Origin of the sequence: Synechococcus sp. BS56D (assembly GCF_004332405.1) — a bacterium.
GTDB lineage: Bacteria > Cyanobacteriota > Cyanobacteriia > PCC-6307 > Cyanobiaceae > Synechococcus_C.
In genome coordinates, this window is the sequence record NZ_PHQU01000002.1 from 402,754 (window position 1) to 422,760 (window position 20,007).

A 20,007-nucleotide genomic window follows, 5' to 3' on the forward strand; every position below is an offset into this window, starting at 1 on the left:
ACCCGCAGGGTTGCTGTGGGTCGATGATGCCGGAAGTGAGCGCGACTGCCCTGGCCAGCGACCATCCGATCTTCACGGAAAGCATCCGCCGCATCCGAGCGCTGTTGGGGGAGACCGGTCTTGACCCGTTGCAACAGCAGGTGCTGGAACGCCTGGTGCACAGCAGCGGTGATCCGGATCTGGCGCCCCTGCTGCGGTTCAGCGTGCGGGCCTGTGAACGGGGGCTGGCGGCGCTTAAGGGCGGAGCTGTGATCCTCACGGACACGGCGATGGCAAGCGCGGCGGTGTCGCCGATGGCCTCGCGCACCCTGGCAAACCCGGTGCGTTGTCTGCTCGATTGGGCTCCAGAGCAGTCGCCACAGGGATCAACCCGTTCAGCGGCGGCGATGCGGAGCGCCTGGCCGGAGCTCACCCAGGCAGCTGCAGCCGCTGCTCAACCCATGCCCATCGTTTTAGTGGGCAGTGCACCCACGGCCTTGGAGCAGCTATTGGATCAAGTCGCGGCGGGTGCACCAACTCCGAGTTTGGTGATCGGCATGCCGGTGGGGTTTGTGGGGGTGGCCGAAAGCAAGCGGCGGTTGGCGGCCCATGATTTGGACCAGATCCGCCTCGAGGGCAGCCGTGGCGGCGCCGGACTAGTAGGGGCGGCGGTGAATGCGCTGCTCAGGGTGGCGAGCTCAGATCTGCCGTAGGGGAATCGGTTGCGCTGCGCCTTTGGCTCCACCACAAGCTGTAACGCTTCGTCCGGCCCCTTGCCCGCCTGCTGCCGGCCCCGTGTGAGAATCGCCTCACCGACCCGGCGTCGACCCTCCCATGCAGATCCTGAACACCCTCACCGTGCTGGCCCTGGTGGTGATGTCCTTCGCGCTGATCGTGGGCGTGCCGGTGCTTTACGCCTCTAGCGAAGACAGTGGCCGCTCCAACCGCCTGATCCTGCTGGGCAGCATCGTGTGGGTGGCGCTGGTGCTGGTGAACTGGGGAATGAGCTTCTTTGTGGTCTGATCTCTGCGATCAGCCTCAAAGCTCTTGGACATGACGACGCTTCTACCCCCTGGGTGGGAGCATGGGAGAAGCGCATTTCGGCTCTATGGCCACCTTCGAAGGACGATTTACGGATTCGCAGGATTTGCGCATTGCCGTGGTAGTTGCTCGATTCAACGACCTGGTCACTGGCAAGCTGCTTAGCGGTTGTCTCGACTGTCTGGCTCGCCATGGAGTCAATACGTCTGACGCCAGCACTCAGCTCGATGTGGCTTGGGTGCCTGGCTCGTTCGAGCTCCCAATCGTGGCCCAGCAACTGGCGCGCAGTGGCCGTTACCAGGTGCTGATCACCCTGGGTGCGGTGATCCGCGGCGACACGCCTCATTTCGATGTGGTGGTGTCTGAAGCGAGCAAGGGCATTGCGGCAGTGGCCCGTGACACTGGCGTGCCTGTGATTTTTGGTGTGCTCACCACCGACACCATGCAGCAGGCGCTCGAGCGTGCCGGCATCAAGAGCAATCTTGGTTGGAGCTATGGCTTGCAGGCCTTGGAGATGGGAAGTCTGATGCGGGCTCTGCCCTCCGGATGAGCACTGGATTGACCAACGGCCCCTCGGTGGTGCATGCTCTTCAAGTCGCGAGGGACACAGCCCCAGCGCCGACCTGCGGATGTAGCTCAGTGGTAGAGCATCTCCTTGCCAAGGAGAGGGTCGAGAGTTCGAATCTCTTCATCCGCTTGCTTTGAGTCATTGTCTTCGAACCAGCAATTGCTGTGGTTCGGCGGACGTAAATCCCAGTTGCAGGTAGAAGCCGGCGCTTTTTGTGGTCATCAGATAAACCCGCTCGGCTTGGCGGATTGCACGGGCACTCAGCAGCGCTTCCACCACCCGCCGTCCAAGGCCTCGTCCCTGCAAGTCGCCGGCCACGACCACATCCCAAAGCACAGCTCGGTGGATGCCGTCGCTTGTTGCGCGCCCAAAGCCCACTAGGCGTTTGCCGCGCCAGAGGCTCACCACCACATCACTTCCCGCCAACATCCGCTGCAGCTCCCGGAAGCTGCGGTCTTGGGCCCAGAAGGCGTGCTTCTGAAACAGGCGCCGCAGCTTCAGCAGGCCTCGCGTGGGTCGTAGATCCGGACCCATCCCGATCAGGCGCATCCCAGGCGCTCCGGGCGCATGTTCCACCAAGCGATAGCGGGTCATGGCTGTGAAAGCGAATGTTCATCATCAGCCACAGCGAGAACACCTCCCTTGGGCTCAGTAGGCTGGCCAGCACTGACTACGGCTGTTTCCATGCTCAAGCTCCTGCTGGGTGACCCCAATGCCCGCAAGCTGAAGCGCTATCAGCCGATCGTCTCCGACATCAGTCTTCTGGAGGAGGAGATCGCTCCCCTCAGCGACGACGACCTGCGTCGCCGCACCTCCGAGTTCCGCCAGCGGCTGGAGAATGCCGGCGCGCTCGAGAAGCAGCGCCCCCTGCTCGATGAGTTGCTGCCGGAAGCGTTTGCCGTGGTGCGTGAAGCCGGCAAGCGCGTGCTCGGCATGCGTCACTTTGATGTGCAGCTGATCGGCGGCATGGTGCTGCACGAGGGCCAGATCGCCGAGATGAAAACCGGCGAGGGCAAGACCCTTGTGGCCACCCTGCCCAGCTTCCTCAATGCGCTCACCGGTCGCGGTGTGCACGTAGTCACGGTGAACGACTATCTCGCCCGCCGCGATGCCGAGTGGATGGGCCAGGTGCATCGCTTCCTGGGCTTGAGCGTGGGTCTGATCCAGCAGGACATGAGCCCTGCGGAGCGGCGGCGCAACTACGGCTGCGACATCACCTACGCCACCAATTCGGAGCTGGGCTTCGATTATCTGCGCGACAACATGGCCACCGACATCAGCGAGGTGGTGCAGCGGGAATTCCAGTACTGCGTGATCGATGAGGTGGATTCGATCCTGATTGATGAGGCCCGCACCCCCTTGATCATTTCCGGTCAGGTGGAGCGACCCCAGGAGAAATATCAGAAGGCGGCCCAGGTGGCGGCCGCGCTGGAGCGAGCCGCGGAGATGGGTAAGGACGGCATTGACCCCGAGGGCGATTACGAGGTGGATGAAAAGCAGCGCAGCTGCACCCTCACCGATGAGGGCTTCGCTAAGGCTGAATCGTTACTGGGCGTCAGCGACCTTTATGACCCCCAGGACCCCTGGGCCCACTACATCACCAATGCCCTCAAGGCCAAGGAGCTGTTCATCCGCGATGTGAATTACATCGTGCGCGAGGGCGAGGCGGTAATCGTGGATGAATTCACCGGTCGGGTGATGCCCGGCCGCCGCTGGAGCGATGGTCAGCACCAGGCGATCGAAGCCAAGGAGAGCCTGGCGGTGCAGCCGGAAACCCAGACCCTCGCCTCGATCACCTATCAGAACTTCTTCCTGCTCTATCCGCGCCTGGCCGGCATGACCGGAACCGCCAAGACCGAGGAGGTGGAATTCGAGAAGACCTACAAGCTCGAAACCACGATCGTGCCCACCAACAGGCCTCGGGCGCGGCAGGACATGGCCGATCAGGTGTACAAGACCGAAACCGCCAAATGGCGGGCGGTGGCCAAGGAGACCGCCCAGATCCACCGCGAGGGCCGGCCCGTGCTCGTGGGCACTACCAGCGTTGAGAAGAGCGAGCTGCTCAGTGCCCTGCTGGCGGAGGAGGCGATCCCCCACAACTTGCTCAACGCCAAGCCTGAAAATGTGGAGCGGGAGGCAGAAATCGTCGCCCAGGCCGGTCGTTCCGGCGCAGTGACGATCGCCACCAACATGGCCGGACGCGGTACCGACATCATCCTCGGCGGCAACAGCGACTACATGGCTCGGCTCAAGCTGCGGGAGGTGCTGCTGCCTCGCTTGGTGCGTCCCGAGGAGGGCCACCGCCCGCCGGTGCCCTTGCAACGCAGCGCTGAAGCCTCAGGCTTCGGTGCCAAGGCTGCTCCCGCCAGCGGTCCCCACGGCCATGCACCCAGTGAGGCGCGAGCGATCGGCAGCCTGTATCCCTGCCAGCTCAGTGAAGACACTGACCAGGCCCTGGCGGATCTCGCTCGTGATCTGGTCAAGGTCTGGGGGGATCGCGTCCTCTCGGTGATTGAGCTCGAAGATCGGATTGCCACCGCTGCTGAGAAAGCCCCCACCGACGATCCCCAGATCGCTGCCCTGCGTGCTGCGATCGCCCGCGTGAAGGCGGAATACGACGTGGTGGTGAAGCAGGAAGATGCGCGGGTGCGCGAGGCCGGTGGCCTTCACGTCATCGGCACCGAACGCCATGAATCCCGCCGGGTGGACAACCAGCTGCGCGGCCGCGCCGGCCGTCAGGGCGACCCCGGCAGTACGCGCTTCTTCCTCTCTCTGGGCGACAACCTGTTGCGCATCTTCGGCGGTGATCGTGTGGCCGGCCTGATGAACGCCTTCCGCGTGGAGGAAGACATGCCGATTGAATCCGGCATGCTCACCCGCTCCTTGGAGGGGGCCCAGAAGAAGGTCGAGACCTACTACTACGACATCCGCAAGCAGGTGTTTGAGTACGACGAGGTGATGAACAATCAGCGCAAGGCGGTGTATTCCGAACGTCGTCGTGTGCTCGAGGGCCGTGAGCTCAAGAAGCAGGTGATCGGTTACGGCGAGCGAACCATGAACGAGATCGTGGAGGCCTATGTGAATCCAGACCTGCCCCCGGAGGAGTGGGATCTCGCCCAGTTGGTGAGCAAGGTGAAGGAGTTTGTTTATCTGCTCGAGGATCTGGAGCCCGAGCAGCTCCAAGGACTCTCGATGGAGGAGCTCAAGGCCTTCCTCCAGGAGCAGCTGCGTAACGCCTACGACCTCAAAGAGGCCCAGATTGAGCAGCAGCGCCCTGGGCTGATGCGGGAGGCGGAGCGCTTCTTCATCCTGCAGCAGATCGACACCCTCTGGCGTGAACACCTGCAGGCGATGGATGCCCTGCGGGAATCAGTGGGCCTGCGTGGCTACGGCCAGAAGGACCCGCTGATCGAATACAAGAACGAGGGCTATGACATGTTCCTGGAGATGATGACGGGCATGCGCCGCAACGTGATCTATTCGATGTTCATGTTCCAGCCGGCGCCTCCTGCCGGCCAGTCGGCGGAGCACACCGTCTCGGCCTGATCACTCCTCCCCCAGAAACTCCAGGATCTCGCGGTCCTTGAGGCTCTGGGATTCGCCGCGGCAGATCTCGCTCAGGGGTTTGCCGGCGGCCACCGCCTTGAGGCAGGCCTGGAGGTTGCCCACCTGGCTTTCGAGCTGGTCGATCCTCTCCATCAGGTTGCGGATCACATTGGCCTCGGCATCGGGAAGGGCCGAGTGGGCGAGGGGGTTGATGCGCACGCCGCTCTGGTGAATCACCCGGCCGGGGATGCCCACCACCGTGCAGTCGTTCTCCACATCGCGCACCACCACCGAACCGGCGCCGATGCGGGTGTTAGTGCCCACCTGGATCGCTCCCAGCACCTTGGCGCCGGCCCCCACCACCACGTTGCTGGCGAGGGTGGGGTGGCGCTTGCCGTGATCCTTGCCCGTGCCTCCCAGGGTGACCCCCTGGTAGAGCAGGCAGCGGTCACCTACTTCAGCGGTTTCGCCAATCACCACGCCCATACCGTGGTCGATGAACACACCCCGCCCGATCGTGGCGCCGGGATGGATCTCCACACCGGTGACGCTGCGGCCCAGCTGGCTGAGCAGCCTGGCGCCCAGCTTCAGGGGTAGGCGCGAGCGCCAGAGCCGATGGCTGAGTCGATGCAGGGTGATCGCCTGGAAGCCCGGATAGCAGAGCAGGATCTCCAGCGGTCCGCGGGCAGCCGGATCCCGCTCGCGGATGATCGCCAGGTCGGCGCGGATCTGATCAAACATGCCTTAGCCCGCCTGCAGGCCGATCTCCTTGCGCAGCAGCTCGATCGTATCGCCGCTGAGGTAGCTCTCGGCGCAGTGCACCTGGGGCATGCGCATCAGCTGGGAGCGGTTCTGGCGCAGGCTCTGCTCAACCAGCGGCAGGCTCGGACGGTCGCAGAGCACATGGCTGGCGGCCCGCAGCAGCGCCAGCAGGCGGCTTCCCACATCAGGGGTGGCGGTCATCAGCAGCAGCTCGTTGCCGCGCATGCTGTGCAGGATCACCTCGGCGGCGCGCAGGATGCCCGGACTGATACTCACCAGGCCCACGCAACTGCCCGGCCGCAGCTCCTTGAGCATGGCTAGCTCTTCGCGGAAGTCGTTGAGGTCCACTGCCACGGCACGCACCCCGTGGCGCTTGGCCAGGTCCTCCACCGGCTGCAGGAAGTAGCGGCTGGTCACCACCGTGCCGTTGCTGGCGCTTTCGAGCACGCTTTCGAGCTCCTCCATCGGCACCACCTCCACGGGCACATCGAGGTTGGGCTCGAGCTCCTCGGCGATCAGCATCGAGGCGCCGATGTCTTCCCTGGGGGTGCTCACGAGGACGCGGGCGCCGCAGCGCAGGCGCCAGTCGATCTCCCGGGTGAGCAGCTCACGCGTCTGCTGCAGGGTGCAGCCGGCGTTCAGCAGGCCGTCCACACACTTGCGCACTTCGCGATCGAGGTCGGTGATGCCCCGGTTGCGGATGTGCACGGGGGTGCGGATCTCGCGTGGTTTCTGCTGATCGCGCACGTAGATGCCGGAGCCGGCCATTGCCTCCACCACGCCATCGGTTTCCAGCTGGCGGTACACCTTGCTGATCGTGTTGCGATGCAGCCCCGTCTGCATAGCGAGCTGGCGGGTGCTGGGCAGGCGGTGGCCAGGGGGGTAGTGGCGCGCCGCGATCGCGAAGCAGATTTGGTTGTACAGCTGGGTCGACGCCGGGATGTCGCTTTCCTGCTGGATGTGGAATCGCACGCCGGTAGGCCGGATCGGAATGCGGCCACCATAAGGAGCGATCGGCTCGGTGACAATTGTTGCGGTGGTCTGTGTCCCTATGCCAATTTCGGGTTCTCCCTCTAATTCCACCGGTTGGTGTTGGGTCGAGGGCGGTCCGGTGCCCCTGCGCTGCTGGTGGTCTCCGGCCTCCCCATGCCCAGAGGATGGCCCTAGATGGAACGAAGGCGTTACGCCAACAGCACGGCCTCGTGCCGTAATTGTGTTGCCGGAGGTGTTCGGCGTCAATGGTTGGGTGCGCAGCGTTGCCGATCGGATTGCCGCCGCCGGTGTGCCCGCCCTCGCGATGCCGCTCTTTGCGCGCACGGCCCCAGAGCTTGAGCTGGGCTATGGGCCTGAGCAGCTGGTGGAGGGTCGCCGCCACAAGGACGCTGCCAGCACCGATCAGATCCTGGCCGATCTGAATGCGGCGATCGCCTGGCTGCAGAACACCCTGCAGGGCAACCTGGACATCACCGTTGTGGGCTTCTGCTTTGGGGGCCATGCCGCTCTGTTGGCCGCCAGCCTGCCCCAGGTGAGCCAGGCCTTTGATTTCTATGGTGCTGGCGTCGCGCAGGGTCGCCCGGGTGGTGGTGCCCCGAGCCTGGAGCTGCTGCCCCAGGTGCAGGGCCAACTCACCTGCCTCTGCGGCAGCGCCGATCCCCTGATCCCTGCTGAAGACCGGGCGGCGATCGCCTCAGCGTTTTTGGCGGCTGATCCCAGCGGAAAGCGGCTGCGCTACTGGGAGTTTGAAGGCGCTGACCACGGTTTTATGTGCGAAGCACGCGACAGTTTCAACCCCGCTGCTGCGGAGCAGGGCTGGCGGTTGCTGCTGGAAGCTCTGCGGGCCTGAAGCACGCCAGGTCTGCGGATTGATCAGGCCTGGGGCGGCTTGCTCGCGACCTTGGCGGCCGTGGGCCGCGGCGGGGACGGGATTGTGCGCACGGCCTTGGTGGCGGCTTGAGGCTCGTCGGCGTCCTTCTTGGCCAGCGGCGTCTTGCGCGGCGTCAGGAACATGATCATGTTCCGGCCTTCCCGCTTGGGCGCCTGCTGAATCTCCGCCTGCTCCTCCAGGTCATTCGCCATCCGGCGCAGCAGCGTTTCAGCCAGGGCGGTGTGCTGAATCTCGCGGCCCCGGAAGATCACGGTGCACTTCACCTTGTCGCCTGCCTTGAGGAAGCGGGTGGCCTGGCCAATGCGCACGTCGTAGTCGTGCTGGTCGATCTTGTAGCGCATCTTGACCTCCTTCACCTCGGTCTGATGCGACTTCTTCTTGGCCTCCTTGGCCTTCTTTTCCTGTTCGAACTTGTATTTGCCGTAATCCATGATCCGGCAGACCGGTGGGTCCGCCTTCTCGCTCACCAGCACGAGATCCAGCTCTCGTTCCTGAGCCACTTCGAGGGCCTTCTCGCGGTCAATCACCCCAAGCTGCGATCCGTCGGCGTCGACCACCCGCAACTGCGGGTAACTGATGCGGTCGTTGATGTTGGGCAGCTCCCGCACGGGAGCACGACGGTCAAAACGGGGACGTGGTGGCATTCAGGACGTTGAGAGGACAGACAAGGTCACGGTGCGATCAGCTCGACCGGGACAACACATCAACCTTCACCCTAGACCTCCCTGGATCAGCGTCATCGCTTCGCTCAGCGCATCCTCACCGCTCAGCCAGCAGGGTTGATGCTGACGGCGGAACCAGGTGCGCTGCCGTTTGGCGAATTGGCGGGTGCGCTGGCTGGTGATCGCGATCGCCTTCTCTCGGCTGAGCCGGCCCTCCAGCAGCTCCAGGGCCTCGCCGTAACCGATGGTTTGCAGCAGGGGTAGGTCGGCCCCGTAACGGTCCCGCAGCTTTGCGGTTTCCTCCACCAGGCCGCCGTCATAGAGCTGACGCGTGCGTTGATCGATCCGCTGGCGCAGGTCGCCTGGGTTCAGGCCCAGCTCCAGCACCCGCCAGGGGGGCGGCACGGCCCCCTGCTGGCTGCTCATCGATTGCCCACTGGCGTAGAGCACCTCGAGTGCCCGCTGGGTGCGGACCGCATCGGCCGGGGCGATTCGTGCCGCCGCCTCCGGGTCGGCCTGCCGCAACAGTGCATGGCACACCCCCTGGCCCAGGGCGCTCAGCTGAGCGCGCAGCTCCGGCTGTGGCGGCACCGCCGGTGGCCGTAGGCCGCCGGTGAGTGCTTTGAGATAGAGGCCACTGCCTCCTGCCAAGAGGGCCATTCCCCGCCGTTGCAGTTGTGCTTCAACGGCGGGCCCGGCGATCGCCTGGAATTCCTGCAGGGTGATCGGCTGGTCGGGAGGGCGTAGATCTAGCAGCTGGTGGGGCACCCGCCGCCGCTGCTCCGGTGTCGGCTTGGCAGTGCCGATGTCCATCTCCTGATAAAGCTGACGCGAATCCACGTTCAGCACTTCCAGTTCGAGGCGTTCGGCCAGCTCCAGGGCCAGGGCCGTCTTACCGCTGGCGGTCGGCCCCAAGAGCACCACCACCAGTGGGGTGTTGGCCCCCGGCTCGGCGGGTTCGCCCATGGCTGCTGGCGGAGGGAGGTCGGACATGGTCACGGCCAAGGGGGTTGCACCCCCTGGGGAAACGGCGTCTCAGAGGCCTCTGCAAGCGCCTCTGGCGCGCCGGTGGTAAATTCAGCCTGACAGGAGGCCCGGCAGACGACGAACGCATGAGCGAAGCCTCAAAGGTTCAGGCCGCCTACGGAGCCGAGCAGATCCAGGTCCTGGAAGGCCTGGAGCCCGTGCGCAAGCGTCCGGGCATGTACATCGGCACCACCGGGCCCCGTGGTCTTCACCACCTCGTGTACGAGGTGGTCGACAACTCGGTGGACGAGGCCCTTGCGGGCCATTGCGACGAGATCCAGGTCGTTCTCGCGGAAGACGGCTCCGCTTCGATCACCGATAACGGCCGCGGCATCCCGACCGATATTCATCCCCGCACTGGTAAGAGCGCCCTGGAAACGGTGCTCACCGTGCTCCACGCCGGCGGAAAGTTCGGCGCCGGCGGTTACAAGGTGTCCGGCGGCCTGCATGGCGTGGGTGTGTCGGTGGTGAACGCCCTCAGCGAATGGGTGCAGGTCACCGTGCGCCGTCAGGGCCAGGTGCACCGGCAGCGCTTTGAGCGCGGCGCCCCGATCGGCAGCCTTGCCTCCGAGTCCCAGCCCGCTGACGAGAACGGCCGCACCGGCACCAGTGTCTGCTTCAAGCCAGACATTCAGATCTTCACCGGCGGCATCGTTTTCGATTACGCCACCCTTGCTGCTCGCCTGCGCGAGCTGGCCTATCTCAACGGCGGCGTGCGCATCGTCTTCCGCGATGAGCGTGAAAGCGCCCGTAATGCCGACGGTGAGGCCCACGAAGAGATCTATTTCTACGAAGGCGGCATCAAGGAATACGTCGCCTACATGAACGCGGAAAAGGATCCGCTGCATCCCGAAATCATCTATGTGAATGCCGAGAAAGACGGCGTTCAGGTGGAAGCCGCCTTGCAGTGGTGCGTCGATGCGTACTCCGACAGCATCCTTGGCTTTGCCAACAACATCCGCACCGTGGATGGCGGCACCCACATCGAGGGTTTGAAAACGGTGCTCACCCGCACCCTCAATACTTTTGCTCGCAAGCGCGGCAAGCGCAAAGAAGCCGACTCCAACCTCGCGGGCGAGAACATTCGTGAGGGCCTCACCGCTGTGCTTTCGGTGAAGGTGCCTGAGCCGGAATTCGAAGGCCAGACCAAAACCAAGCTCGGCAACACCGAGGTTCGCGGCATTGTCGACAGCCTGGTGGGCGAGGCCCTCAGCCAATACCTGGAATTCAACCCCTCGGTGATCGACATGATCCTCGAGAAGGCGATCCAGGCCTTCAATGCCGCTGAGGCCGCCCGCCGTGCCCGCGAGCTGGTGCGCCGTAAGAGCGTGCTGGAGAGCTCAACGCTTCCCGGCAAGCTGGCTGACTGCAGCTCCCGCGATCCCTCCGAGTCGGAGATCTACATCGTGGAGGGTGATTCGGCTGGTGGCTCCGCCAAGCAGGGCCGCGATCGGCGTTTCCAGGCGATCCTGCCCCTGCGCGGCAAGATCCTCAATATTGAGAAGACTGACGACGCCCGCATCTACAAAAACACGGAGATTCAGGCTCTGATTACCGCCCTCGGCCTTGGCATCAAGGGTGAGGAATTCGACTCCAAGAATCTGCGGTATCACCGCGTCGTGATCATGACCGACGCCGACGTGGACGGTGCCCACATCCGCACGCTTCTGCTCACCTTCTTCTATCGCTATCAGAAGGAGCTGGTGGAGGGCGGTTACATCTACATCGCTTGTCCGCCCCTCTACAAGGTGGAGCGCGGTAAGAACCACACCTACTGCTACAACGAGCAGGATCTCCAAAAAACGCTGGCTGGCTTTGGCGAGAAAGCCAACTACAACATCCAGCGCTTCAAGGGTCTTGGTGAAATGATGCCCGCCCAGCTCTGGGAAACCACCATGGATCCCACCACCCGCATGATGAAGCGGGTGGAGATCGAAGATGCCCTCGAAGCTGATCGCATCTTCACGATCCTGATGGGCGACAAAGTGGCCCCCCGGCGCGAGTTCATCGAAACCCACAGCGCCGAACTCGACATGGCCAAGCTCGATATCTGATGCCCGCTGCTGCCGCTGCTTTGCGTTGGAGCTGGTTGCTGGGGGTGGCCTTGATCGCCCCTGCAGCTCTGCCGGCCGGCGGTGCCGAGCGTCGTCAGCCCGAGGTGCGTCGCCGCGATGCCGGTGGCCCTTTCCTTAGTGGCAGTGATGTCCTGCTCCAAGGCAGTCCGCTGGTGGAGGCACCGGCCCTGCGTCATCTCGAGATCGGCACGCCCCTGCAACTCCTACGCCGTTGGCGCTGCGCTGATGGCCACGAGTGGCTTCAGGTGCAGGTGGCCAGTGGCTCTGCCCTGCCCAGCGACCCCCAGCCCCGTCGCGGCTGGATCCATGGCTGAGCCGTTGTTGCTTCCTGGTCAAGCCCTCTTGGTGGGCCTCGGAGCGATTCCCGGTGCCTGGTTGCGGCTGCGCATCGTCAATCACTTTGAACCGATCGTGCCCCGCAAGCATTGGGGCACTTTCACGGTGAACCTGATCGCCGCCTTCGCCCTCGGTCTGGTGCTCGGTTTGCAGACCAGTGGTCGCTGTGCGAGCCCGGCAGGTGGCTCACCACTGATGCTGTTGATCGCCGTTGGCTTTTTTGGCAGCCTCAGCACCTTCTCCACCTTTGCGGTGGAGTTGCTCACCACCTTGCAGCGGCGCCATTGGGGTGAAGCCCTGTTGCTCACCCTCGGTTCGATCCTGGGTGGCCTGCTGGTGGCCGGCCTCGGATACGGGCTGGGTCTGTCGGAGGGGCTGGTCTGATGGCGGATCCCCAGGCACCCAAGGGCCAGCTCACCCTGCGCGCTGAACTGGAGGAGTTGCTGCTGGTGGCGGTCGGCGCCGTGCCCGGAGCCCTGATTCGCTGGCAGGTGGGCGTGCATCTGCACGACAAGGACGTGCTGGTGAACGTGCTGGGCGCCTTGATCCTGGGCTGGCTCGCTGGCCAACCGATTCAGGCGCGACGCCAGCTGCTGGTGGGCATCGGTTTCTGCGGTTCGCTCACCACCTTCAGTAGCTGGATGGTGAACAGCGTCGGCTTCCTTGCCGCCGGGGATTGGGCTTCGGCGCTTGGTCTGATTGGCCTCACCCTGGGGCTGGGGCTGGGTGCCGCAGCCCTGGGGTTCGCGCTCGGCCGGGCCCTGAAGGGCTCAGCGCCGAGCGATTGAGGGCTTTGCGTCAGGCGGCCAGGGCGGCTTCGATTGCAGTCTTGAGTTCGGCGTCTTCGGGGGCCACACCGCTCTTGAAGCGGGCGATCACCATGCCGTCTTTACCCACCAGGAACTTCTCGAAGTTCCAGGCCACATCACCGGCGGGAGCCGTCTGGTTGAGGGTGGTGTAGGGCTCGGTGGTGCTGCCCGTGGCATGCACCTTGTCGAAGAGTTCGAAGCTGGCGCCGTAGGTGGTGGAACAGAAGCTCTTGATCTCATCCAGCGTGCCGGGCTCCTGGGCGCCGAAGTCGTTACAGGGGAAGCCCAGCACCTGCAGACCTTTGGGCCCGTAGGCGTCCTGCAGGGCCTGGAGGCCGGCGTACTGCTTGGTGAATCCGCAGCGGCTGGCCACGTTCACGATCAGCAGCACCTGGCCGTTGTAGTCGCCGAGGCGCTTCTCGCTGCCGTCGGCACTGCGCACGGTCACGGCACTTACGTTCACGCTCATCGTCATCCAGTCGGGCGGGCGGCCATACACTAAGCACGCCCTGACGCATGCCGATGGACGAGGCAAACGGTGGGGGGGCAGCAGCCGACAACATCGCAGCTGTGGTAGCCCAGCAGCTCGAATCCATGCTCGCGAGCGGCAACTACGACGCCGTGAAGATGCTGCTGGAGCCGGTGCAGCCGGTGGATATCGCTGAGGCGATCGGCAGCCTTCCGCGCACCCTTCAGGCCCTTGCCTTTCGGCTGCTCAGTAAAGATGAGGCGATTGAGGTCTACGAGTACCTCGACCCTGCCGTGCAGCAGAGCCTGCTGGAGCGGCTCCGATCCGGCGAGGTGCTGGAGCTGGTGGAGGAGATGTCACCCGATGATCGGGTGCGTCTCTTTGATGAGCTGCCCGCCAAGGTGGTGCGTCGCCTGCTGGCGGAACTGAGCCCAGCCGAGCGCCGCGTGACCGCTCAGTTGCTTGGTTACGAACCCGAGACTGCCGGTCGTCTGATGACGACCGAGTTCATCGACCTCAAGGAATTCCACAGTGCTGCCCAGGCGCTCACGATCGTGCGCCGTCGTGCCCGCGACACCGAGACCATCTACAGCTTGTATGTCACCGACGGCGAGCGTCGCCTTACCGGCATCCTCTCCCTGAGAGATCTGGTGACGGCCGACCCCGAGGACCGCATCGGCGATGTGATGACCCGCGATGTGGTGAGCGTGCGCACCGACACCGATCAGGAGGAGGTGGCCCGGGCGATCCAGCGCTACGACTTCCTGGCGGTGCCAGTGGTCGACCGGGAGCAGCGCCTGGTGGGGATCGTCACCGTGGACGACGTCATCGACGTGATCGAACAGGAGGCCACTCGAGATATCTACGCCGCCGGTGCTGTGCAGGCCGGCGATGAAGACGATTACTTCCAGAGCAATCTCTTCACCGTCGCCCGCCGTCGGGTGGTCTGGTTGGCGGTGCTGGTGGTAGCCAATGGCTTCACCACCGAGGTGATCGCCATGAACGATGGGGTGCTCAAGCAGGTAGTGCTGCTGGCGGCCTTCATCCCGCTGTTGATCGGCACCGGTGGCAATGTGGGTGCCCAGAGCTCCACCGTGGTGATTCGTGGTCTGAGCACCCAGCGCATCCAGGCCCTCGGCCCGCTGAAGGCGATCGGCCGTGAAGCGATCGCCGGGGCGTTGCTGGGTCTGTTGATGCTGGTGGTGGTGGTGCCTTTCGCCTGGTGGCGGGGGGAGGGCCCGCTGGTGGGTGCGGCTGTGGGCATCAGCCTGATGGCGATCACCACCCTGGCGGCCACCGCCGGTGCCGCCTTGCCTCTGCTGTTTAACCGCATGGGCCTCGATCCCGCTTTGATGTCGGCCCCGTTCATCACCACGGCGACTGACGTTGCCGGGGTGTTCATCTATCTGCGCACGGCCGCCTGGTTGCTACAGCGGTTGCAGGTGGGCTGAGTCATAGCGCTCGGAGGCTTCAAAGCGCCTTAGGTATTTGCACTCAAAAGGGCGGGATTGGCCATTTCTGAGAGGGCTTCACACTTCTTCAGGAGTAGGCTTTACATAACGCAAAGGTGCTGTCATGGCCGTCTCCCCCGCCTCCAAGCCCACATCTGCGGCCGCATCGCGCCCCATGGGCGGCGACGTGGATCTGGTGCGTTCGTACCTGCGGGACATCGGTCGTGTGCCGCTGTTGAGCCATCAGCAGGAGATCACGCTGGGTCGTCAGGTGCAGGAGCTGATGGAGCTTGAGGCGCTGGAGTCTGAGCTGAGTGAACAGCGTGGTGGCGAGGTGGTTGCATCCGAGGAGTTAGCGAAGGCAGCTGGCCTGAGCGGTGTGCAGCTGAAGCGGAAACAGCAGGCGGGCCGTCGTGCGAAGGAGCGGATGGTGGCGGCCAATTTGCGTTTGGTGGTGAGCGTCGCGAAGAAATACACGAAGCGGAATATGGAGCTTCTGGATCTGATCCAGGAGGGAACGATCGGCTTGGTGCGTGGTGTGGAGAAGTTCGATCCAACGCGTGGCTACAAGTTCAGTACGTATGCGTACTGGTGGATCCGTCAGGGGATCACGCGTGCGATTGCGGAGAAGAGCCGGACGATCCGTCTTCCGATCCACATCACGGAGATGCTGAACAAGCTGAAGAAAGGTCAGCGTGAGTTGAGCCAGGAGCTGGGTCGAACGCCAACGGTGACGGAGCTGGCGGAGTTTGTGGAACTGCCGGAAGAGGAGGTGAAGGAGCTGATGTGCCGTGCACGTCAGCCAGTGAGCCTGGAGATGAAGGTGGGTGATGGCGATGACACGGAGCTGCTGGAGCTTCTGGCGGGGGATGGAGAGCTACCGAGCGAGCAGGTGGAGGGCGAATGTCTGAAGGGAGATCTGCGAGATCTGCTGGAGCAGCTGCCAGATCTGCAGCGTCGAGTGCTGCGGATGCGTTATGGGATGGACGGGGAGGAGCCGATGAGCCTCACCGGCATCGGCCGAGTGATCGGCATCAGCCGTGATCGGGTGCGAAACCTCGAGCGTGATGGCCTCGCCGGACTGCGTCGCCTCAGTGATCAGGTGGAGGCCTACGTCGCCTGTTAAGAGGTCGCTAGCTAAGGGGTCGCCGGCTGAGTGCCGTCTGCTCTCTCCGCAATCGCGATCAAGAGTGGATTGACCTGATCGGGTGCTTCGTCGTGGGGGCAGTGCCCCACCGCTTCGATCACCTGTAGGGAGCGGATGCAGGCAAAGCGTTTTTTCCACACCTTTGCCTCCGCCACCGGTTCCCAGGGATCGGCCTCGCCCCAGATCAGATGCACGGGCAGATCAAGGTTTTGCAGCAGATCGGGAGCCAGGTGGTCATCGAACAGATTGATAAAGCCGCGAAAGGCCTCCGCCGCGCCTGGGCGCTGACTGGGTTGGAGCAGAAGCTGTACCAGCGCTTCATCCACGTTGTGCCCGCTGGGGTAGGCCTGCTTCAGCACCTGGCGGATCACCGCTGGTCTGGCCGCATTGCGGAAGAGGGCTGTGCTCAGCCAGCGCTGGCTGACCAGGGTCTTGAGTAAGGGCCTGATCCAGGCCATCCAGGCGGGTTGCGTGGCGAGCTGTTTGTCATCCATCAGCCGCTGGGCGCAATCGATCAACACCAGGCCTCGGCAAGGACTCGCGTCCGGATCGGCCTGCAACAGCTGCGCGGCGCGCAGGGCCACCACTCCGCCGATGGAGTTGCCCACCAGCAGCACCGGACGCCCCACGATATCCCGGCAGAACGCCGCCACCTGCTCGCCCCAGAGGTCAAAGCTGTAGTGGATCGAAGCGGTGGGATCGGCTCCGACTTCGGGCCGCTCATGACCCAGGAGGGCTTTGGGTTGGCTGCTGGCGCCAAAGCCGATCAGATCAAGGGCATAGCTGGGCGTGACGCTCCCAAGAACAGGCAGCACATGGCGCCAGTGTTCCTTGCAGGCACCGAAGCCGTGGATGAGCACCACGGCAGGGGTGGATGCCTCCGTTGAAGGTGAGGTACTGCACCAGCCCACCTCGAGCTGGAGAGTCTCCTGCCGCTTCCACAGCCAGAGCTTGGCTTCAGCTTGCACCTGCGGGGGCCTTGGGGTCGCTGAGCTCAGGCTCGCGCTTGCCGAACAGCCGCTCTTCGAGACCCTTGATCACCACATAAAAGGGCGGCACCACTCCGAGCGAGAGGATTGTCGCCACCACCAGGCCACCGAAGATCACCGTGCCGAGCGACTGCTGGCTCTGGGCGCCAGCGCCATTGGCCACCACCAGGGGGAGGAAGCCTGCCAGAGCTGCGATGGCGGTCATCAGGATTGGTCGCAGGCGCGACTCGGCCGAAGCGATCACCGCTTCTGTTGCCGTCATGCCTTCCTCGAGGTGCTGTTCGGCCACCTCGACGATGAGGATGCCGTTCTTGGCGGCTAGGCCGATCAGGGTCACCAGACCCACCTGGGCATAGATGTTGAGGTCGATTGAGCGTGCTGCCAGGAAGGCCAGGGCGCCGAGCATCGCCAGGGGCACGGTCATCAGGATGATCACTGGCGTCACATAGCTCTCGTACTGAGCCGACAGCACCAGATACACGATCAGGATGCCCAGCCCGAACACGAGCACACTGGCGCTGCCAGCGGAGAGCTGCAGGGCGGCCAGACCGGTGAAGGCGTAGCCGATGTTGTTGAAATCAAGCTGCTTGAACAGGTTCTGGATTGCCGTCAGGGCCTGACCTGAGCTCTTGCCCAGCGCTTGGGCGCCCTGCACCAGCACCGTCCGGTAGAGGTTGTAGTGGCTGATGATTGGTGGGGCACTGTCGAGCTCCGCCTCCGCAAACTGCGACACCTGCACCATCTGGCCATCTCGGCTCTTCACGTAGTAGCTGAGGATGCTGTCGATATCGGCCCGCTGCGCAGCCTCTGACTGCACATACACGTTGCGCACCTGACCATTTTCGTAGGTGAGGCCCGTGTAGCTGCCACCGGAAAGGGTGGCGATTGTGTCCATCGCCTCCTGATAGTCGACGTTGAGGGCGCCCATCAGAGCCCGATCCACCTTGAGGCCGAAGGCTGGTGCGCTGGGGATGAACTGGCTGTAGAGCGAGGAGAATTCACCGCTGGCCTTACCGGCTTTGATCAGCTTCTGGGCCTGGTCGTTGAGCTGATTGAAGCTGTAATCACCGGTGAGGTCATTGAACTGGAAGTAGAAGCCCCCCTGGGCGGAGAAGCCCGGCACTGCAGGGGGCTGGCCGATGACGGCAATGCCGCTGCTGAGTTTCGAGAGTTTGGCGTTGAGGCGATCGGCGATTGCAAAGGAGCTGTTGCTCTGGCCAGAGCGCTCGCTTAGCGGTTTGAGACCGACCATGATCGTGCCCTGGTCAGGGCTCGAGCCGTTGAAGCCATAGCCGCTGATCACGGCGGCGTCGCTCACATCACTCTCTTGTTTGAGGATCGCGGCGATTTCCTTGCCCATCGACTGGGTCTGGCTCAGGGAGGCGCCGTTCTGCAATTGATAAATGCCAAGGATGTAGCCCTGGTCTTCATCGGGGATGAAGGCGGACGGCAGGGCCATGAAGGCGAGCACGGTAATCACGATGCCGCTGCCCAAGGCCACCATCACCCAGCGGCGGGCCCGGATCAGCGTCTGAATCAGGCGGGCATAGCCGTTCTGGAGTTTGGCGAAGTTGTTGTTGAACACCCGGAAGATCAGTGGCAGGTTCGCTCCCGCTAGGCCACCCACCACCACACCGAGGATGTAGGTCCATTGCCCGAAAGCAGCGGAGCTGAAGCGCCCGAAGGCCAGACCCACGATCACCCCGGCTACGGGCCAGGTCCAGCCTTTCGGTTCCGCCGTCTCGCCGCCGCGCAGGATCAGGCCGGAGAGCATCGGCGAGAAGGTCAACGCGTTGAAGGCGGAGATCGCGATTGAGAAAGCGATCGTCAGCGCGAACTGCTGGTAGATGATGCCGATGCTTCCCGGATAGAAGGCCACCGGAACGAACACAGCCATCAACACCAGGGCGGTGGCCACCAGTGCGCCGAACAATTCACCCATACAGGCGAGCGCTGCCTGGCGCGGCCGCATGCCCGCTTCGATGTTTTTCGACACCGCTTCGATCACCACAATCGCGTCGTCCACCACCAGGCCGGTGGCCAGCACCAGGCCGAGCAGGGTGAGCTGGTTGATCGAGAAGCCGAATACCTTGATGAAAGCGAAGGTGCCGATTAAGGAGATCGGAATCGCCAGGCTGGGCACCACGGTGGCGCGCCAGTTCTGCAGGAAGATGAACAGGATCAGCAGCACCAGCACGATCGCCAGGCCGAGGGCATCAATCACGCCATCCACCGAGGCTTCGATGAACTGACCGATGTTGTACACCTGCGTCACAGTCACACCGGGTGGCACCGTGGCTGCAAACGACTCCATTTCCTTCACCACCGCATCGGCCACATCCAAGGCGTTGCTTTCAGGCGTCTGGAAGACGGCCACCGTGATCGCGTCGTGGTTGTCGGTGTTGACCGCTGCCGTTGTGTAGTTATTGAAGCCGTATTGCACGCTGCCGACATCCTTGAGCAGCAGCAGGTTGCCGGTGGGCGAACGGCCGACGATCAGGTTGTTGAAGTCTTCGATCGACACCAGGTTGCCGTTGTTCTGCACCAGCAATGGGTAGGTGTAGGCCTGATTGCCGGAGGCTGGAGGTCCGCCCACCAGGCCGCCCACCGCCGTGGTGTTTTGCGCCTGTACGGCATCAATCACCTGGATGGCGGTGAGGTTGTTGGCGGCCAGTTTCCCAGGGTCGACGTTCAGCCAGTAGGCGGGATTGCTGCCGCCAAGGATGTTGACGTTGGCAACCCCGTCGATCCGCTCCAATGGGTAGTAGAGCTGCTCATAGATCAGGCCATTGAGGTAAGCCGAGTCGAACTGGCCGTCGCTGGAGGACACCTGATAGGCCAGCAGAATCGAGGGGGTGCTTTGTTGCACCGACACGCCAGTGGCCGAGACCTGAGAGGGCAACTGGGGCATCGCCAGAGACACGCGGTTCTGCACGTTCACCTGGTCGATATCGATATTCGTGGTCTCGTCGAAGTAGACCTGGATGATGCTCTGCCCCTCCATGTTGCTGGTGGAGGAGATGTAGGAGGCGCCGGGCACGCCATTGATCTGCTGCTCGAGCGGGTTGGTGACCGACTGTTCGGTGACCAGCGAGTTGGCGCCGCTGTAATTGGCCGTCACCTGGATCAGAGGCGGCGCAATGTTGGGCAGGTTGGCGATCGGCAGGGTGGGGATAGCGATCACCCCCATCAGCACGATCAGGATGCTGCAGACGGTGGTGAGAACCGGCCGCTTGATGAAGTTGTCGGAAAACGCCATGGC

At 63.7% G+C, this 20,007-nt stretch carries 19 protein-coding genes and 1 tRNA gene; 12 read left to right on the forward strand and 8 right to left on the reverse strand.

Annotated elements, in window-relative coordinates; all coding sequences use genetic code 11:
* The first annotated feature begins 26 nt into the window (after positions 1–26).
* The 4 genes from CWE17_RS04660 to CWE17_RS04675 all read left to right on the forward strand — a co-directional run bounded on the left by CWE17_RS04660 (position 27) and on the right by CWE17_RS04675 (position 1,717).
* Positions 27–692, forward strand: coding sequence for a precorrin-8X methylmutase (locus tag CWE17_RS04660; protein WP_131455169.1), 666 nt, complete (start codon positions 27–29; stop codon positions 690–692).
* 121 nt (positions 693–813) lie between these two features.
* Positions 814–1,002 (forward strand): photosystem II reaction center protein PsbZ, encoded by a 189-nt coding sequence (gene psbZ, locus CWE17_RS04665; protein WP_131455170.1) that lies wholly within the window; start codon positions 814–816, stop codon positions 1,000–1,002.
* 85 nt (positions 1,003–1,087) lie between these two features.
* A complete protein-coding gene (gene ribH / locus CWE17_RS04670; RefSeq protein ID WP_131455171.1) occupies positions 1,088–1,570 on the forward strand; it encodes a 6,7-dimethyl-8-ribityllumazine synthase in 483 nt (160 codons plus the stop codon).
* A gap of 75 nt (positions 1,571–1,645) precedes the next feature.
* Positions 1,646–1,717: transfer RNA gene (locus CWE17_RS04675), tRNA-Gly, on the forward strand.
* 9 nt (positions 1,718–1,726) lie between these two features.
* On the opposite strand, the gene CWE17_RS04680 is transcribed toward CWE17_RS04675, so the two are convergent.
* Positions 1,727–2,182 (reverse strand): GNAT family N-acetyltransferase, encoded by a 456-nt coding sequence (locus tag CWE17_RS04680; RefSeq protein ID WP_131455172.1) that lies wholly within the window; start codon positions 2,180–2,182, stop codon positions 1,727–1,729.
* A 90-nt stretch (positions 2,183–2,272) separates the two neighbouring features.
* On the opposite strand from CWE17_RS04680, the gene secA reads away from it, so the two are divergent.
* Positions 2,273–5,134, forward strand: coding sequence for a preprotein translocase subunit SecA (gene secA / locus CWE17_RS04685; protein WP_131455173.1), 2,862 nt, complete (start codon positions 2,273–2,275; stop codon positions 5,132–5,134).
* Here secA and epsC read toward each other — a convergent pair whose 3' ends face one another.
* Together epsC and CWE17_RS04695 are read right to left on the reverse strand one after the other, a co-directional pair.
* Complete coding sequence (epsC, locus tag CWE17_RS04690; RefSeq protein WP_131455174.1) at positions 5,135–5,875, reverse strand: serine O-acetyltransferase EpsC; 741 nt, start codon at positions 5,873–5,875, stop codon at positions 5,135–5,137.
* Positions 5,876–5,878: 3 nt separating this feature from the next.
* Positions 5,879–6,868 (reverse strand): GntR family transcriptional regulator, encoded by a 990-nt coding sequence (locus CWE17_RS04695; protein ID WP_131455175.1) that lies wholly within the window; start codon positions 6,866–6,868, stop codon positions 5,879–5,881.
* Between the two features lie 79 nt (positions 6,869–6,947).
* On the opposite strand from CWE17_RS04695, the gene CWE17_RS04700 reads away from it, so the two are divergent.
* Positions 6,948–7,739 (forward strand): dienelactone hydrolase family protein, encoded by a 792-nt coding sequence (locus CWE17_RS04700; protein ID WP_131455176.1) that lies wholly within the window; start codon positions 6,948–6,950, stop codon positions 7,737–7,739.
* A gap of 23 nt (positions 7,740–7,762) precedes the next feature.
* Here CWE17_RS04700 and infC read toward each other — a convergent pair whose 3' ends face one another.
* Both infC and miaA read right to left on the reverse strand, forming a co-directional pair.
* On the reverse strand, positions 7,763–8,425 hold the full coding sequence (gene infC / locus CWE17_RS04705) for a translation initiation factor IF-3 (protein WP_131455177.1): 663 nt from the start codon (positions 8,423–8,425) through the stop codon (positions 7,763–7,765).
* A gap of 66 nt (positions 8,426–8,491) precedes the next feature.
* Positions 8,492–9,409 carry a tRNA (adenosine(37)-N6)-dimethylallyltransferase MiaA gene (gene miaA / locus CWE17_RS04710; protein WP_131455254.1) on the reverse strand — a complete coding sequence of 306 codons (918 nt, stop codon included), beginning with the start codon at positions 9,407–9,409 and terminating at the stop codon, positions 8,492–8,494.
* A 146-nt stretch (positions 9,410–9,555) separates the two neighbouring features.
* Between miaA and gyrB the strand changes: the two genes are divergently transcribed.
* The 4 genes from gyrB to CWE17_RS04730 are packed head-to-tail and all read left to right on the forward strand — an operon-like array spanning position 9,556 to position 12,668.
* Positions 9,556–11,523 (forward strand): DNA topoisomerase (ATP-hydrolyzing) subunit B, encoded by a 1,968-nt coding sequence (gyrB, locus tag CWE17_RS04715; RefSeq protein WP_131455178.1) that lies wholly within the window; start codon positions 9,556–9,558, stop codon positions 11,521–11,523.
* Entirely contained in the window at positions 11,523–11,858 is a 336-nt protein-coding gene (locus CWE17_RS04720) for an SH3 domain-containing protein (RefSeq protein ID WP_131455179.1), read from the forward strand. Before gyrB ends, CWE17_RS04720 begins: the two co-directional genes overlap by 1 nt.
* Positions 11,851–12,264 (forward strand): CrcB family protein, encoded by a 414-nt coding sequence (locus tag CWE17_RS04725; RefSeq protein ID WP_131455180.1) that lies wholly within the window; start codon positions 11,851–11,853, stop codon positions 12,262–12,264. Before CWE17_RS04720 ends, CWE17_RS04725 begins: the two co-directional genes overlap by 8 nt.
* Complete coding sequence (locus tag CWE17_RS04730) at positions 12,264–12,668, forward strand: CrcB family protein (RefSeq protein ID WP_131455181.1); 405 nt, start codon at positions 12,264–12,266, stop codon at positions 12,666–12,668. The genes CWE17_RS04725 and CWE17_RS04730 overlap by 1 nt, the downstream gene beginning before the upstream one ends.
* 10 nt (positions 12,669–12,678) lie before the next feature.
* Here the strand turns inward: CWE17_RS04730 and CWE17_RS04735 are convergent, their stop codons facing one another.
* A complete protein-coding gene (locus tag CWE17_RS04735; protein WP_131455182.1) occupies positions 12,679–13,158 on the reverse strand; it encodes a glutathione peroxidase in 480 nt (159 codons plus the stop codon).
* Between the two features lie 53 nt (positions 13,159–13,211).
* Between CWE17_RS04735 and mgtE the strand changes: the two genes are divergently transcribed.
* On the forward strand, positions 13,212–14,609 hold the full coding sequence (gene mgtE, locus CWE17_RS04740) for a magnesium transporter (protein ID WP_161971413.1): 1,398 nt from the start codon (positions 13,212–13,214) through the stop codon (positions 14,607–14,609).
* A 124-nt stretch (positions 14,610–14,733) separates the two neighbouring features.
* Positions 14,734–15,735 carry an RpoD/SigA family RNA polymerase sigma factor gene (locus CWE17_RS04745; RefSeq protein ID WP_131455184.1) on the forward strand — a complete coding sequence of 334 codons (1,002 nt, stop codon included), beginning with the start codon at positions 14,734–14,736 and terminating at the stop codon, positions 15,733–15,735.
* An 11-nt stretch (positions 15,736–15,746) separates the two neighbouring features.
* On the opposite strand, the gene CWE17_RS04750 is transcribed toward CWE17_RS04745, so the two are convergent.
* Positions 15,747–16,724 (reverse strand): alpha/beta fold hydrolase, encoded by a 978-nt coding sequence (locus tag CWE17_RS04750; RefSeq protein ID WP_131455185.1) that lies wholly within the window; start codon positions 16,722–16,724, stop codon positions 15,747–15,749.
* Entirely contained in the window at positions 16,714–20,004 is a 3,291-nt protein-coding gene (locus CWE17_RS04755) for an efflux RND transporter permease subunit (protein ID WP_131455186.1), read from the reverse strand. Before CWE17_RS04755 ends, CWE17_RS04750 begins: the two co-directional genes overlap by 11 nt.
* Positions 20,005–20,007: the final 3 nt, after the last annotated feature.